Here is a 14,398-nt window from a genome sequence, read left to right as displayed (position 1 = left end):
TCCAGGGTGGTGGTCAGTGGGTATCTACAAGGTAGATGCCGGATGAGACAAAGGTGTTTTCAACCCGCTGGACAAACGCCTTTTTCACCATGATTTTCTGGGTGACCGGATTGAAAATATGGTACGGAGCGGACCAGCCCGAGCCCTGTTGCAAGGCCAGATCCCGTGAGTTCTTCACGATGGCGGTTCCGTTGGCGTCCCTCATGTCGATGAGGTTCTTGCCGACGTTGCCGGGGTTTGCTCCGTGCGCCAAGCTCACGCCGTCAATGCTGTAGACGGTGATGTAGAGATCACGGTCCTTGAACGCGCTGCCGTGCGTGAACTCCAGGTAGGCGCGCTCGGCACCCAGGCGCTCAATCAGGTCGACAGCCCTTTGCACCTGGGCCTGCGCTTCGGCGGGCGAGCCATTGAGCGTGAAGGCATTGACGGACTCCACCAGCCTGCCGACCTGTGCGCGCAATTGTTGGGATGCGCCGGCGGTTTGCTCCACCAGGGCGGCGTTCTGCTGCGTGGATTCATCGATCACGGTCACCGAGTGCGCCAGCGCCTCGATTTCCTGTCGCTGCAACTGGCTAGCCTGCGTGATCTCTGCCATGACATCCCGCATGGACGAGAGCGCCTTGCCGATGTCCGACAACCTTCCCGTGGCCTGCCCTACCTGTTGCACACCTTCGCCAATGCGGGTGGCACTGCCAGCGATGATCTGCTTGATCTCGCGGGCGGCTTCGGCGCTGCGCTGTGCCAGCGAACGCACTTCGTCGGCGACGACGGCAAATCCCCGGCCGTGCGCTCCGGCGCGCGCTGCTTCAATGGCCGCATTCAACGCAAGAATGTTGGTTTGAAAGGCGATGCCATCAATCAGGGCAATGATTTCGTAGGCCTTGCCTGACTCTGCTGCGATCGCCTCCATGGTCTTTTGCACTTCTTTGAAGGCATCACTTCCCCGTTGGCCGGAGGCTGAAGCATGTTCCGCCATCGTGTGCCCCGCATCCGCCGCATCAGCGACGCGGTGCACATGGGCGCTGAAGGCTTCGACTGCGGTGGTGGTGTGTTGCAGTGCAATCGCTTGTTGTTCAGTGCGCGCGGACAGGTCGGTGTTGGCATGCGATATCTCGTCGCTGGCGGTGTCCACCTCCTGGGCGCCGCTGCGGACCTTGAACACCACCCGGGTCAGAGACGCTTGCATGTCACGCAGTGCCGAGACCAGCGCTGAGAACTCGTCTTGCCCGGGGTCGAAAATGAGGCTCGTCAGGTTGCCGCCTTTCACATCGTCGGCAAACCGCTGCGCCACCGATACCCGTTCGGAAATCCGGCGCGTCACCCAGGCCGCGATGCCCAGCAAGCAGGCTGCAACCAAGGCCACGGTAATCCACAGCGCGGAGGATGCATACGCCGCCGCTCCTGGGACCCCGGTCGCAGATTCCGACGCTGGAAATTTCAGCCTATTCAGCTGCGCATGGACATGCCACGCGCCCGCAAAAAGCAGCGTGAGCACGGCCAGTGTCAGCAGCAGCATCTGGCCACCAATACCGATGTTCTTTGAAAGGAGTTTCATAGGGCTTGCGGCGGTCAAGGTGGCAGAGGCGTCGTTTTGCGCTCAGATGGACAGATCAGCCTTTGACAGCTCCGGCAGTAAGGCCGGTGATGATCTGGCGCGCCGCAACGAAGGTGAAGATCAGGGGAGGAATGGCAATGAGGCTTGCCATTGCCATCACACGGCCCCAATCCACACCCATGTCGGTGATGAAAAGCGATGCAGCCACGGGCAGCGTGCGGGTGTGCCGATCGGTGAGCACCAGGGCCAAAATGAACTCGTTCCAGGCGATGCGGAAAGTGAAGATCGATGCCGCGGCGAGACCCGGTGCCATCAGTGGCAGCAACACTTTGGTGAACACGCGCAAGGGACCGCATCCGTCGATGGCGGCGGCCTCTTCGAGCTCGATAGGCACCTGCAGCACAAAGCCGTACAGCAACCAGATCGTGAAGGGCAGGTTCACCGCCACGTACAGCAACACCAGGCCCCAAAGGCTGTTGACCAGATGCCACTCGTTCCAGATGAGGAACACCGGAATGGCCAACACTGCCAGTGGGACCGTGCGCAGCAGCAGCGTGGTGTAGGCCAACGTGCGTCGCCCGGGAAACTGAAACCGGGCGAGCCCGTAGGCCGCCATGCATCCAAGCACCAGCGTGATGGCGGTGGAGACAACGCCCACGAACAGGCTGTTGTAGAGGTAGCGGTCGAACTTGTCTTCCTGCAGCACCGCGCGGTAGTTCTCCAGCGTGGGCGCAAAAATGAAGTTCAGGGGATCGGCAAAAATGTCCACCTGCTGGCGCAAGCTGGTCGCAAAAATGACCACGATCGGGGCCATGCAGATCACCGCCAGGGTGATCAGCATGGCGTAGTGGGACATGCTAATAAAAGGCGAGCGTTTCATGGAGGGGAACCCGGGTTATCTGCGGTTGTCGAGTGGGTTGGAGATTCGCAGCGCGACCCACGACAGCCCCGCGACGACGACCAGCAGCAGCACCGAGATGGCCGCAGCAACGCCCAGCTGCTGTCCCACAAAAGCTGTCTTGTAGATGTGCAGTGCAAGGATTTCGGTGGAGTCTCCGGGGCCGCCAAAGGTGAGCACATAGATCACCTCCAGCACCCGGAAGGCATCCACCAAGCGCATCATCAGCGTGATGGCGATGACATGCGCAATCATGGGCAGCTTCACCAGCAGCGTCATCTGCCACCAGTTGGCGCCATCGATGCGCGAGGCCTCGATCACCGCACCGTCCACGTTGGCGAGCGCGGCCACCATCATGATGAAAACAAAGGGCGTCCACTGCCAGATGTCCGCGATCACGATGGCCGCAAAGGCCAGCGTCGGGTCGGCCAGCCAGGTCAGCGGTGCAATGTGCAGCAGACCCAGCACCGCATTGATGATGCCGAACTGTGCATCGAACATGTAGCGCCACGCCAGGCCCACGGCAATCGGCGCGATCATCATCGGAAGGATGAACAGGGTGCGAAAAAACGCAGTGCCACGCACCGGGCGCTCCAGAGCCAGTGCGAGGGAAATTCCCAGCACCATCTCTGCGGTAACACAGACCGCCGCAAATACCAGGGTGGTCCACAGTGACGACCAGACCCTGGCGTTGCTGAAGGCCGAGACGAAGGCGTCCAGACCCACCCAACGGGCATCGCTCCAGGGCGTGCCCATGCTCCAGTCATACAGACCGAGCTGGATCGCAGAAAAGACGGGATAGAGGCACGCCGCAGCCATGATGACAACGGCGGGCCCAAGGTAGAGGGCCGGAACCCACGAGGGAGTGCGCATGGTGCCCTGGCCTCAGACCTTGTAGCCTGCTTCGCGCATCATCTGTGTGACGGGCGCGACCAGATCGTTCAACGCAGCTTCTGCGGTCTTTTTGCCGGTGAGCGCCTCGGAGATTCCAATGCCCAGCGCCTGGACGTTGATCTTGTCCCACACGGGGATGATCGGGCGCCAGTCGGGGTTCGAATATTTGAGGGCTTCCTTGAAGGTAATGAACTCGGGGTACTGGCGCACGAGGTCTGCATCAGAAAGCGTGGAGTTGCGCGTGGGTGCTCCGCCCACCTTGGTGACGGCCCTGTCCTGCTCTTTGGACGTGAGCCATTGCATCAGCAGAAAGCCCGCGTCCGCGTTCTTCGCATTCTTGGCGATGGCAAGCCCCAGGCCGCCAGACTGCGACGCCCTGCGCGTACCGGCCGGGTGCAGTGCCCAGCTCACCTTGCCTGCCACCTTGGACTTGGTCGGATCGTTCACCAGGCCGGCCAACGAGGTGGAATCGAGGTACATGGCTGCCTGGCCCTGCAGAAAGGCGGTGTTGCTTTCACCCTGGCCATACCCCGCGATGCCCGCGGGGCCCGTGGCGACCACTTCCTGCAGAAACTGGAGTGCTTCCACGCCGATCTTGTCATTGAAGCGGGCGCGCCATTGGTCATCGAACACGCTGCCGCCCAAGGGGTTCAGGTGCAGCAGCCAGGCGTGTACGGCCTGGTGGCCAGCTTGACCGCGCGATGCCAGTGCGCCGATGCCCTCCTTGTCCTTGATCACGCGCAGCAGCTTGCGGAACTCGGTGTAGTTCTCTGGCGCCTTCAGGTTGTGCTTTGCAAAAATGTCATTGCGGTACGCCAGCACCGATGTTTCTGCGCCGTAAGGCAGGCCATAGAGTTTGGCGCCGGGGCCGGCAAGGTAGCCCTTGGGACCGCCTACCATGCCCAGGTTTTCTAGGTAGACCGGGATGATGTCCTTGAGGTCGTAGGCGGGGTCTGCAAGCGCCGGGTTTTTCAGGAAAGGTTCCAGTGGCTGGATAAGGTTCTTGGAAACGTACTCACCCTTCCACATCACGACATAGCTCCCCAGGTCGTAGTCGCCCTGGGGCTTGGCCATTTCGAGCAACTGCTTTTCTTTCATGCGCCCCATGGCCAGGCGATCCGTCTCGATCTTGATGCCGGTTTCCTTGGTGAACTCCGGCAAGATCTTCACCATCGCGTCGTAGTGTGGATGGGCCGGGATGCTGAAGGTCACGGTCTGGCCTGCGTACTTGGCGTAGCGGTTTTGTGCCCGCGCGCCGCTGAGCGGAAGCCCCGCGCCAAAGACCGTAGTGCCCGCACTTTTGACGAAATCGCGTCTTTTCATGGTGTTGTCTCCTGGGTAAAAACTGTGGTTCATGTGCGCAACGAGCGGCCTGAATCGGTCTCGAACACGTGCATGTCCTGGGGATCGAAATCGAGGTGGATGTTCTGGTGCAGCGACGCCTGGGCATTGCCCGGCAGCATGGCCGCCACCCGCTGGCCGCCGGGGGTGTTCATGTGCCCGACCACCTGGCTTTCGGTGCCCAGGTACTCCACGACATCCACCTGCAGCTTCAGCAGCGGCCTCTCGTTAGTGCCGGTGCTGGTACTGGGGCGAAACGCCTGTGGCCGTATGCCCAGCGTCAGCGCCTGGTCAGGCCGGGGCGATTGCCCAATGAGCCAGTCGGGAGCTGGCCACGCAAAGCCTTCGCCCCGTAAAAGCCCCACGCCGTGTTCCTGCGTATAGCGGGCTTTGAAGAAGTTCATCGTTGGGGTTCCGATGAAACCCGCCACAAAAATGCTGGCGGGCCGTGTGAACACTTCCGACGGCGTCCCGATCTGCTGAATGCGGCCTTTGTCGAAGATCACGATGCGAGACGCCAGCGTCATCGCTTCGATCTGGTCATGCGTCACGTAGACCGTGGTTTTGCCCAGACGCTCGTGCAGGATGGCGAGTTCGGCCCGCATGTGCCCGCGCAGCTTGGCGTCCAGGTTGGACAGGGGTTCGTCAAACAGGAACACCTTGGGTTCGCGCACGATGGCGCGCCCGATGGCCACACGCTGGCGTTGCCCACCCGACAGCTCCTTGGGCTTTCGGTTCAGCAGATGCTCAATGCTCAGGATCTTCGCGGCGGTACCGACTTTTTCGGCGATCTCGGCTTTAGGGCGCCCCAGGAGCCGCAGCGCAAACGACATGTTCTCTGCCACGTCCATGTGCGGGTACAAGGCGTAGTTCTGAAACACCATCGCGATATCGCGCTCCATCGGCGCCATGTTCGTGACGTCGCGTCCTGCGATGAAGATCTTTCCCTCCGAGGCCTCTTCCAGGCCGGCAATCATCCGAAGGGTGGTGCTTTTTCCGCAACCGGATTCACCCAGCAGTACAACAAATTCCCCCTCGTGGATCGTGAGGTCCATCTGTTGCACGACCGTCACATCGCCGAAGCGTTTGACCACGTTATTTAGTTCAAGTCCTGACATGGGTTCTCCTGGTGTCTATTGCTTTGTGGGTCGCTGGGGGCCCTGGCGGGCCGGTCCAAACTTCGTTGTCCATTCGGATGCCGCGTACCGCCGAACACCCCAGCCCGTGGGGCGCTTGCGACTGGCTTGGGTGCCGGTGTCTGGCCCCCAGATGGCTTGGTAGGTGTCCATGCACCGCCCTTGCCGTTGCATCACGACGAAGACCACCACCAGGCTGATCCACCACAGCCCGATGGCCAGCCACATCCAGCGGGGAGCGTCTGCCGCGGTGAGTCCGGTGAATACCGCAGCGACCGCAATCAGCAGCGCCAGGTAGCCTCCCGCCTTGTGCGTCCATTCGAATGTGGTGCGCCATGGCGTCATGTCGTAGTGGTCTCCGGCCATCCGCGGGTCGGTGGGGCCACCCTTGCTGCCCCGACCCCATGCCACGCCAATCTGCAGCACGCCCAGCGCGACCACCGTCCACCCCAACCTGGCATGCCAGAGCGCCGCTGCGGTGCGGCCCGAGCCCTGTCCCCAGGCGAGGTAGAGGCCGAAAAGCATGGCGATGACGCCCGTGTATTGCAGGCACCGGTGCGCGCGCCACCAGGCCTTGTTGTCCTTGACCTGCGGCCAGTCCTGCCCCGGCGTGACCTTGAAAAACCGCGCGGCCATCACGCCCAGGGGCAGCACAAAGGCCCATGCCAACACCATGAGCCGCGCATGCCAGTAGGCCCACGGCGCAATGCTGTGGGTCGGTGCCCCGCTGATGGGGGTCATAAGCCAGTGAAGCCAATCAGTCACGGTCTAGTTCTCGCAGAGGGGGGCCACGTTGTTGGAGGATGGAAGGACCACGGAGGCACGCAATCGGTGGAATTTGGGCGTAGCTCGGCCCGCGCGCCCACGGGGGGCACGTGCACGAACCGAAGTTAATTAGTGGTGGATTGCTTTAGAGCCTGACGACACGCGATACGTCGGGCTCACGTTGCGTGGACATCCAGCGATCAAAGCAAAGGGTGGTGAGGTTGAAGTACCCCAACTGGTCGTTGTCCTGGCTCACCAAGGCCAGTGGCTTGGTGGGGTGCAGGCTCAGCGCAATGGCGCGCGCCTGCATTGGAATGTGAGCGATCTCTTGCAGCGTCTCGGGGTCCACAATGGACAGGCTTCGCTCGCCGTAGTTCGTGACGATGAGCCGGCCGTCTCGGCTGAGGTACAGCCGTGTGGCGTCATCGCGCGAAGGTGCGCTGCGCTTGACTTGCATCGTGTCCGTGTCGATGGCGCACAGCGTGTTGCTCCAACGGCAGGTGACATACAAGGTCTTTTCGTCTTCGCTTAGCGCATAGCCTTCCGGCTTTTCCCCCGGGCTGCAGGCCACGGGCGAGAAGGTGGCGTCGTAGGGCCGAACCTTCGTGACCGTGTGGGACAGCAGGTTCATGGAGTACGCCGTCTGGCCATCGCGCGTCAGCGCGAAGAGATGGCTTTTGATGCCTCCGGTGGGGACCGCGCGGCGGGGGGCGACATCTGTGGCCGGGTGGTCCAGCACCACCAGTTGGGCACGGTCTTCGCTCAGTGCGTAGAGCCGGTCAAGGTTATCGATCTGCAGCCCGTGCAGGCGGTTGAATGGCGCAATGTTGATGGTGCGTTCGAGGCGGCGCTCTCTGATGTTGATCTGGAAGATGCTGGTGCCGCCCTGGCCCAGATGGCCCGAGGTTTCCACGCCATAGTGGCCGATGTAGGCAAAGTCCTGCCGGGAATCGACCACAAACTCGTGCGGAAATTCGGGCAGTGCAATGCTCGCCGTGCGCTCACCACTCTCCAGGTCGTAATAGCTAAAGCAGTGGCTGCATTTTTCGACAAGCAGCAGTACATCACGGGTCATGGTCATTGATCTCCAGAGGTGTTGAGCGAAACGCGGTACAGCGAGGTACTTGCGGCGATGAAGAGCGACTGGCCGTCCCTACCGCCGAAGGTCAGGTTGCCGACCTTCTCCGGGACCGGGACGCGTGCGAGCAGCGTTCCGTCGGGGTGGATGACCTGCACGCTGTCTGCGCTGCTGGTGTAGACCCAGCCTTGGCGGTCGACCCGAAAGCCGTCTGCCAGCCCGGGTTCTATGACAGCCAGCACGCGGGGCCTGTGCAGTTGTTTTCCCTCGACCTCAAAGGCCACGATGTGGTGGTTTCCGGAGCCGTCCTGCCGCAGCGCGGCAGAGGTGTCGCTGACGTACAGCAGGCGCTCGTTGGGCGAGAACGCGATGCCGTTGGGCTCTTCGATGAAGTCGCTGGCGATCTCCAGCGTGTGGTTTGCAGGGTCGTAGCAGAAGACGTAATTGCCTGCCAGCTCGCTGGATGCCTTGTGGCCTTCGTAGTCACTGAGGATGCCGTAGGGCGGGTCGGTGAACCAGATGGTTCCGTCGCTGCGCACGACGATGTCGTTGGGTGAGTTCAGGCGTTTGCCAAGATAGCGATCCACGATCACCGCGTCTGGAGTGTCTGCATGGATTTGGCCATTGACCAGCGGGGTGCGAACGATGGCGCGCAGGCCGTGGGAGCAGTGCAGCAGATGGCCCTCGAGGTCCAGGGTGTGGCCGTTGGTGAACTCCACGTTGCTGCGCCACACCGTCATTCCGTCAAGGGCCGACCAGCGCAGGATGCGGTTGTTGGGAATGTCGCTCCACAACACACAATCATCCTGCGACAGCCACACGGGCCCTTCGCTCCAGAGGGCCCCCGTGCACAGGTGCTCCAGGCGCGCGCCGCGCAGCACGTGGGAGGCTCGTGTGTCGAGAATTTGCGGCGGCAACAGTGCGTCAGTCGTCGTGGTCATGGTCATGCCAAGGTGTAAGCAGTCTTGATGCTGGTGTAGAAGTCGCGGGCGTAGCTGCCTTGCTCTTTGGGCCCGTAGCTGCTGCCCTTGCGCCCGCCAAAAGGCACGTGGTAGTCGACCCCCGCCGTAGGCAAATTCACCATGCACATCCCCGCCTGGATGTGGCGCTTGAAGTGCGCAGCGTGTTTCAGGCTGGTGGTGGCAATGCCGGCGGACAGCCCAAAAATCGTGTCGTTGGCGGTGGCCAGCGCCTCTTCGTAGTTCTTGACGCAGACCACACTGGCCACCGGGCCAAAAACTTCTTCCAGGTTGATGCGCATGGCGTTGGTGGTGTTCGTCACCAGTGCCGGCGCCAGGAAGTAACCTTCTTGGGCACTGCCGGTGTGGCAAGGCACGCGGTGGCCGCCGGTCACCGTGCTGCCTTCGCTGCGCGCGATGCCGATGTAGAACTGGTCCTGCTCGAGCTGGCTTGCCGATACCACCGGCCCAATGTCCGTGCCTTGCGAGAGCGCGTCCCCCACGCGCAAGCTGGCCATGCGCTCCTTAAGCGCCACAACGAAGCGGTCGTGAATACCTTGCGTCACGATTAGTCGGCTGGAGGCGGTGCATCGCTGCCCGGTCGAATAAAACGCCGATTGCGCGGAGAGCTCGACTGCCTGCTTCAGGTCAGCATCGTCAAGAATGACCTGGGGGTTCTTGCCGCCCATTTCCAGCTGCACCTTCTTGAGATTGCGCGCGCAGGCCTCTGCAATCCTGCGGCCCACTCCCACCGAGCCGGTGAAGCTCACTGCGTCCACCCCGGGGTGTTCCACCAGCGCTTCACCGACCACGCTGCCTTTGCCCATGACCAGGTTGAACACGCCTTCGGGAATCCCACTGCGCGCGATGATGTCCGCCAGCGCCCAGGCACTGGCTGGCACCAGGTCTGCTGGCTTGAAGACGACACAGTTGCCCCAGGCAAGTGCTGGCGCAATTTTCCAGGCCGGAATGGCGATGGGGAAATTCCAGGGCGTGATCAGCCCGACCACGCCCACGGGTTCGCGCGTGATTTCGACCCCAACGCCCGGCCGCACCGAAGGTAAAAGTTCTCCGCTCAGACGCAAAGACTCCCCGGCAAAGAACTTGAAGATATGGCCGGCCCGCGTCACTTCGCCAATGCCTTCCGGCAGGGTCTTGCCTTCCTCGCGGGACAGCAGTGCACCCAGCTCTTCGCGGCGCGCCAGAATTTCGGTGCCAATGCGGTCCAGCGCGTCGCTGCGTGCCTGCACCGAACCCGTGCTCCAGCTGGGCAGTGCGCTGCGAGCCGCGGCGACGGCATCGTTGACGTCGCTGGTCGACGCCATGGCGTATTCGCCGATGACGTCCGCCAGGTTGCTGGGATTGATGTTGGGGCTCAGTGAGTCGCCTTCGCGCCACTCGCCGTTGATGAAGTTGGGATGGGTTTTCATGCTTGCTTTCAACGCGCCCAGCGCAGCACCAGCGGGTCCAGCCGGCGCGCGATGTCGATGAGGCCGCGGCGCACTTCAGGGTGCATGGCCGGGAAGGGGTGGCGGCCCGCTTCGCAGGCGATCACGCCGCCTTCCTTCATCAAGGCCTTGGCCGTCAGGATGCCGCCCTGGCGGTTTTCGTGGTTGATGAGCGGCAGCCAGCGCTGGTAGAGCGCAAAGGCCTGGTCCATGTCACCCTGGCGGTGCGCCTCAATGATGGGGCGAATGCCATCGGGGAAGGCGCCGCCTGTCATGGCGCCGGTGGCACCCGCATCCAGGTCGGCCAGCAGGGTGATGGCCTCTTCGCCGTCCCACGGGCCTTCGATGGCCGCGCCGCCCAGGCGGATCAGCTCGCGCAGCTTGCTGGCCGCACCCGGCACTTCGATCTTGAAGTAAGCCAGGTTCTCGATCTCCCGCGCCATGCGGGCGAGGAAGGGGGCCGACAGCACGGTGCCGCTGGCGGGGGCGTCCTGCACCATGATCGGGATGCTGATCGCATCGGACACACGGGCGTAGAACTCATAGATCTGCGCTTCGGGCACGCGAAAGGTGGCACCGTGGTAGGGCGGCATCACCATCACCATAGCGGCGCCCATGTCCTGTGCGGCGCGGCTGCGCTCGGCGCAGACCCGGGTGCCGTAGTGGGTGGTGGTGACGATGACCGGCACGCGGCCGGCCACATGTTCCAGGGAGACGCGGGTCAGCGTCTCGCGCTCGGCGTCGGACAGCGAGAACTGCTCGGAGAAGTTGGCCAGGATGCAGAGGCCATCCACACCGACGTCGATCATGAAGTCGAGGCAGCGTTTCTGGCTTTCAAGGTCGAGTGCACCCGACTCGGCGAATGTCGTCGGAACGACGGGGAAGATGCCCCGGTAGCGGGGGGCTTGGGCGGATGCCATGGCTGCGCCTTATTCGGTGATGACGAACTGGTCGAGGAACTCCGTCTTGAGCGTGAGGCCCAGGCCGGGGGTGTGGTCGTCCAGTTGCACAAAGCCGTTGTCTGCCACCGGTTCGCCCGCAAAGATGTAATAGAACAGCTCATTGCCGACCTCCACGTCGAACATGGGGAAATACTCGGCCATGGGCGAGGCGAGAGTGCTCATGGTCAGGTGGTAGTTGTGCATCTGCCCGGCGTGGGGAATGACAGGCACGCTGTAGGCCTCGCACAGCGCGTTGATCTTGTGGGCCGCCGTGATGCCGCCCACGCGGTTGGTGTCGTACTGCACCACGCTCACGGCCTTGCGGTCGAGCAGCTGCTTGAAACCGTAGAGGCTGAATTCATGCTCGCCGCCTGAGATCGGGATGCTGGTCAGCTGGTTCAGTTCGGCATAGCCATCCACGTCGTCGGCGATGACCGGCTCTTCCAGCCAGCGGGGCTCGTACTTCTCGAGCTTGGGCAAGATACGCTTTGCGTATTCGACGTTCCAGCCCATGTAGCACTCGAGCATCAGGTCGGCGTCGTAGCCGATGACTTCACGCACTGCGGCCACCGACTTGAGGTTCTCTGCCACGCCCTGTTGCAGGTGGGCCGGGCCGTAGCCAAACCGCATCTTGAAGGCGGTGAAGCCCTGGTCCTTGAAGGTCTGGGCCTCCTTTTGCATTTCATCGAGATCCGTGCGGTAGAGCTTGCTGTAGTAGCAGGGAATTTTTTCCTTGGTGCGTCCGCCCAACAGCTTGAACACCGGCTTGTTCACGCTCTTGCCCAGGATGTCCCAGATGGCTAGGTCCACCGCCGAGATGGCGCCCATCGTCACGCCCTTGCGGCCCCAGGCGTGGGTGGCGCGGTACATGCGCTGCCACAGGTATTCGTAGTCCCAGGGGTCCTGGCCAATGACCAGGGGCGCCAGGTACTCGTCGATGATGGCCTTGGCGATCTTGGGCGCCAGGGCCACGTTGCCCAAGCCCACGATGCCGTCGTCTGTCTCGATTTCCACCACGGTCCATGAGTGGAAGCGGAAGGTGCTCATGGTCTCGGTCTTCGAATAGACGAGGTCCATGGCGTTGGAGCAGAAGTTGCCCTGGGGTGGAACGGTGGGGCCCTTCCATTCAAAGACACGGGCGCGGACGGATTTGATTTTCATGAGGCTTCCTCCTGATGTGTGGGGTATCTGGGTCAATGGAATGCGATGCCGTCGCGGTAGGACTGGCCCATGCGGCACGCGATACGGAAGGCATTGGCTGTGGCGTCGACGCTGGCGGTGCCTTTGCCGGCAATGTCGTAGGCCGTGCCGTGGGCGGGGGTCGTGATGGGCACCGGAAGCCCTCCCTGGACCGTGACGCCCCGGCTGAAGCCCAGCAGCTTGATGGCGATCTGGCCCTGGTCGTGGTACATGGTGACGATGGCGTCGAACTCGCCGTCGCGTGCCTTCAGAAAGATGGTGTCCGCCGGGAACGGGCCCGCAATCGGCAGGCCCTGTTCGTTGAGTGTCTTGACGGCCGGAATGATCGTGTCGATTTCTTCGCGGCCACAGGTGCCGCCGTCACCGCCATGGGGGTTGAGGGCGGCCACGGCCACGCGAGGCTGTGCCACGCCCGCCGCCTGCAGCGAACGGTAGATCAACTGGGTGGCTGCAATGATCCGCTCGGGCGTCAGGTAGCGGCCCACGTCCAGCAGAGGCACGTGCGAAGAAATGCGCGATGTCCACAGCGTGCCCAGCGTGTTGAATTCGCAGAAGTAACCGGTCACGCCCAGGTGCTGGGCAAAGTGGTGCAGCTCGTCCTCGTGCTGCAGGCCACCTTGCTTCATGGCAAATTTGTTGAGGGGAGCAAAGCAGATAGCGTCCACCTGCCGCGCCAGGGCGGCGTCCATGCACTGGTCCAAAACCTTGAGCACCGACTTGCCCCCCGGAGCCTGGGCCATGCCGCGTGTCACCTGTTCGGGTGCCACGGTCTGCACCTCCAAAAACGCGGGCTGCGAAAAGTCGCTGCGATGGCGCACGGCCGCGAGGCTTTCCACGCCGACGGTGGGGACCGTTTTGCCCGCGATGCGCTGTCCTTCCTCCCACAACCAGCGGTCGCCGACCAGCACCACATTGGCCAGGCGCATCAGCTCTTCCTGCGCCATCAATCGGGCGATCAGTTCGGGGCCGATGCCGGCGGGGTCACCAAGGGTCAGGGCGACCACAGGTTGGGGAGAAGAAGACATGCGTGAACTCTCTTGGTAGTGAAATGGCGGGCTTACTTCGCCCAGATTTTTTTGTAGGCGTCGCGGTAGCCGTTGTCGGGGTCGAAACTGTTTTTGGGACCGCCGTCGCCCTTGATGTTGTCTGCCGTGACCAGGTGCACGGGCGTGGAATAGCCGCTGGCTTTCTCGCCAGCGAGGGCGCGGTTGATCTCGTCCACCATCTGCCAGCCGTGCAGGTTCAGCGGCTCGGGCACGGTGCCTGCCTGGAAGCGGCCGGTGCGGATGCGCTGGTAGGCCGATTCGGAACCGTCGCCGCCCGACAGGTTCTTCAGATCCTTCGCCGCACCACCCGCCGATTGCAGCGTGGGCCCCATGAAGTCGAAGTACAGATCGTTGATGCCCAGCGAGTGCGTCCACTTGGCGCCATGGCGCTGAATCAGCGAGGTGGTCAGTTGCGGCATGCGGTTGGAGGTGTCTGCCAGCGGCGTGTCCTCCACCCCCAGCAGCGTGCAGCCGGTGCACTTCTTGATCACGTCTGCCATGGCATTGGACTTGGCAATGGCCACTGCGTAGGCGGAGTCCGTGAACACCACCACGCCGGCCTTGCCGTCGGAGGTGGCTACCGCATGCAGCGCGGCGATCTCGGCGACGTCCTGGGCGTTGGTCGTCACATTGAAGAACATGCCGTCCACTGCGCCTGCTTCCTTGGCCGCGTGCCAGCCCACCACGGGGATCTTGCTGCCGGTGGCGGTTTTGACGCCTGCAGCCTGTTCCTTGGCGTCGAAACCGCCCAGCAGGATGCCCGCGGGTTTGAGCGCGATGGCCTGATTGAAAGCGGCCGTTCGGCCTTGCACCGTGCCTTGACCGTCCAGCACACGAATCTTCCAGCCGATGGCCTTGGCGGCTTCCTCAGCGCCCTTGGACACGCCAAGCACGCCGCCGTTGCGCATGTCGGAGGCCACGTAGACGATGGTTTTATCGGCTGCCGCCTTGGGGCCCGTGGTGGGCCCATCCCATTTCGTCTTGGCGCTGGTGGCAGCAGCCACCTTGGCCTTGGCCGTGGCCAGGAAGTCCTGGGCACCGGCCATGCCGTTGAGCCCGGCGCACAGAGCGGCCGCCAGCAGGGTGTGGCGAAGGGTGGTGGATGTTTTCATGGTGCATGTCTCCTTTTTTATAGGC

Annotated in this window: 13 protein-coding genes; all 13 read right to left on the bottom strand. The window is 62.8% G+C overall.

Going from position 1 to position 14,398, the window contains the following annotated elements; all coding sequences use genetic code 11:
- Positions 1-13: 13 nt before the first annotated feature.
- A complete protein-coding gene (locus ARADN35_RS25880; protein WP_081474564.1) occupies positions 14-1,555 on the bottom strand; it encodes a methyl-accepting chemotaxis protein in 1,542 nt (513 codons plus the stop codon).
- 55 nt (positions 1,556-1,610) lie between these two features.
- On the bottom strand, positions 1,611-2,435 hold the full coding sequence (locus ARADN35_RS0104535) for a carbohydrate ABC transporter permease (protein WP_029413279.1): 825 nt from the start codon (positions 2,433-2,435) through the stop codon (positions 1,611-1,613).
- Positions 2,436-2,450: 15 nt separating this feature from the next.
- A complete protein-coding gene (locus tag ARADN35_RS0104530; protein WP_029413277.1) occupies positions 2,451-3,326 on the bottom strand; it encodes a carbohydrate ABC transporter permease in 876 nt (291 codons plus the stop codon).
- 12 nt (positions 3,327-3,338) lie between these two features.
- Positions 3,339-4,670, bottom strand: coding sequence for an extracellular solute-binding protein (locus tag ARADN35_RS0104525; protein ID WP_010459479.1), 1,332 nt, complete (start codon positions 4,668-4,670; stop codon positions 3,339-3,341).
- 29 nt (positions 4,671-4,699) lie between these two features.
- Positions 4,700-5,806 (bottom strand): ABC transporter ATP-binding protein, encoded by a 1,107-nt coding sequence (locus tag ARADN35_RS0104520; RefSeq protein ID WP_029413275.1) that lies wholly within the window; start codon positions 5,804-5,806, stop codon positions 4,700-4,702.
- A 15-nt stretch (positions 5,807-5,821) separates the two neighbouring features.
- Positions 5,822-6,565, bottom strand: a complete 744-nt coding sequence (locus tag ARADN35_RS0104515; RefSeq protein WP_010459476.1) for a cytochrome b561 domain-containing protein — start codon at positions 6,563-6,565, stop codon at positions 5,822-5,824.
- 169 nt (positions 6,566-6,734) lie between these two features.
- Positions 6,735-7,664: a YncE family protein gene (locus ARADN35_RS0104510; protein ID WP_029413271.1), complete on the bottom strand. Its 930-nt coding sequence runs from the start codon at positions 7,662-7,664 to the stop codon at positions 6,735-6,737.
- Positions 7,665-7,666: 2 nt separating this feature from the next.
- Positions 7,667-8,608: an SMP-30/gluconolactonase/LRE family protein gene (locus tag ARADN35_RS0104505; RefSeq protein WP_029413269.1), complete on the bottom strand. Its 942-nt coding sequence runs from the start codon at positions 8,606-8,608 to the stop codon at positions 7,667-7,669.
- 2 nt (positions 8,609-8,610) lie between these two features.
- Complete coding sequence (locus ARADN35_RS0104500) at positions 8,611-10,056, bottom strand: aldehyde dehydrogenase family protein (protein WP_010459470.1); 1,446 nt, start codon at positions 10,054-10,056, stop codon at positions 8,611-8,613.
- Positions 10,057-10,064: 8 nt separating this feature from the next.
- Positions 10,065-10,994 (bottom strand): dihydrodipicolinate synthase family protein, encoded by a 930-nt coding sequence (locus ARADN35_RS0104495; protein ID WP_010459469.1) that lies wholly within the window; start codon positions 10,992-10,994, stop codon positions 10,065-10,067.
- 9 nt (positions 10,995-11,003) lie between these two features.
- Positions 11,004-12,176, bottom strand: coding sequence for an L-rhamnonate dehydratase (locus tag ARADN35_RS0104490; RefSeq protein ID WP_010459466.1), 1,173 nt, complete (start codon positions 12,174-12,176; stop codon positions 11,004-11,006).
- Positions 12,177-12,208: 32 nt separating this feature from the next.
- Complete coding sequence (locus tag ARADN35_RS0104485; protein WP_010459464.1) at positions 12,209-13,240, bottom strand: 4-hydroxythreonine-4-phosphate dehydrogenase PdxA; 1,032 nt, start codon at positions 13,238-13,240, stop codon at positions 12,209-12,211.
- Positions 13,241-13,272: 32 nt separating this feature from the next.
- Positions 13,273-14,373, bottom strand: a complete 1,101-nt coding sequence (locus tag ARADN35_RS0104480) for an ABC transporter substrate-binding protein (RefSeq protein WP_010459462.1) — start codon at positions 14,371-14,373, stop codon at positions 13,273-13,275.
- Positions 14,374-14,398: the final 25 nt, after the last annotated feature.

The sequence above is a fragment of the Acidovorax radicis N35 genome (assembly GCF_000204195.1).
GTDB lineage: Bacteria > Pseudomonadota > Gammaproteobacteria > Burkholderiales > Burkholderiaceae_C > Acidovorax > Acidovorax radicis.
This window is presented reverse-complemented; position numbering and strand designations above follow the sequence as displayed.

Bases quoted from the DNA above. Each gene is read 5' to 3' on its own strand.
- ARADN35_RS0104480 (WP_010459462.1), bottom strand. From the start codon at position 14,373: ATGAAAACATCCACCACCCTTCGCCACACCCTGCTGGCGGCCGCTCTG.
- ARADN35_RS0104500 (WP_010459470.1), bottom strand. From the start codon at position 10,056: ATGAAAACCCATCCCAACTTCATCAACGGCGAGTGGCGCGAAGGCGAC.
- ARADN35_RS25880 (WP_081474564.1), bottom strand. From the start codon at position 1,555: ATGAAACTCCTTTCAAAGAACATCGGTATTGGTGGCCAGATGCTGCTG.
- ARADN35_RS0104510 (WP_029413271.1), bottom strand. From the start codon at position 7,664: ATGACCCGTGATGTACTGCTGCTTGTCGAAAAATGCAGCCACTGCTTT.
- ARADN35_RS0104525 (WP_010459479.1), bottom strand. From the start codon at position 4,670: ATGAAAAGACGCGATTTCGTCAAAAGTGCGGGCACTACGGTCTTTGGC.
- ARADN35_RS0104530 (WP_029413277.1), bottom strand. From the start codon at position 3,326: ATGCGCACTCCCTCGTGGGTTCCGGCCCTCTACCTTGGGCCCGCCGTT.
- ARADN35_RS0104505 (WP_029413269.1), bottom strand. From the start codon at position 8,608: ATGACCACGACGACTGACGCACTGTTGCCGCCGCAAATTCTCGACACA.
- ARADN35_RS0104490 (WP_010459466.1), bottom strand. From the start codon at position 12,176: ATGAAAATCAAATCCGTCCGCGCCCGTGTCTTTGAATGGAAGGGCCCC.
- ARADN35_RS0104485 (WP_010459464.1), bottom strand. From the start codon at position 13,240: ATGTCTTCTTCTCCCCAACCTGTGGTCGCCCTGACCCTTGGTGACCCC.
- ARADN35_RS0104520 (WP_029413275.1), bottom strand. From the start codon at position 5,806: ATGTCAGGACTTGAACTAAATAACGTGGTCAAACGCTTCGGCGATGTG.
- ARADN35_RS0104515 (WP_010459476.1), bottom strand. From the start codon at position 6,565: ATGACCCCCATCAGCGGGGCACCGACCCACAGCATTGCGCCGTGGGCC.
- ARADN35_RS0104535 (WP_029413279.1), bottom strand. From the start codon at position 2,435: ATGAAACGCTCGCCTTTTATTAGCATGTCCCACTACGCCATGCTGATC.
- ARADN35_RS0104495 (WP_010459469.1), bottom strand. From the start codon at position 10,994: ATGGCATCCGCCCAAGCCCCCCGCTACCGGGGCATCTTCCCCGTCGTT.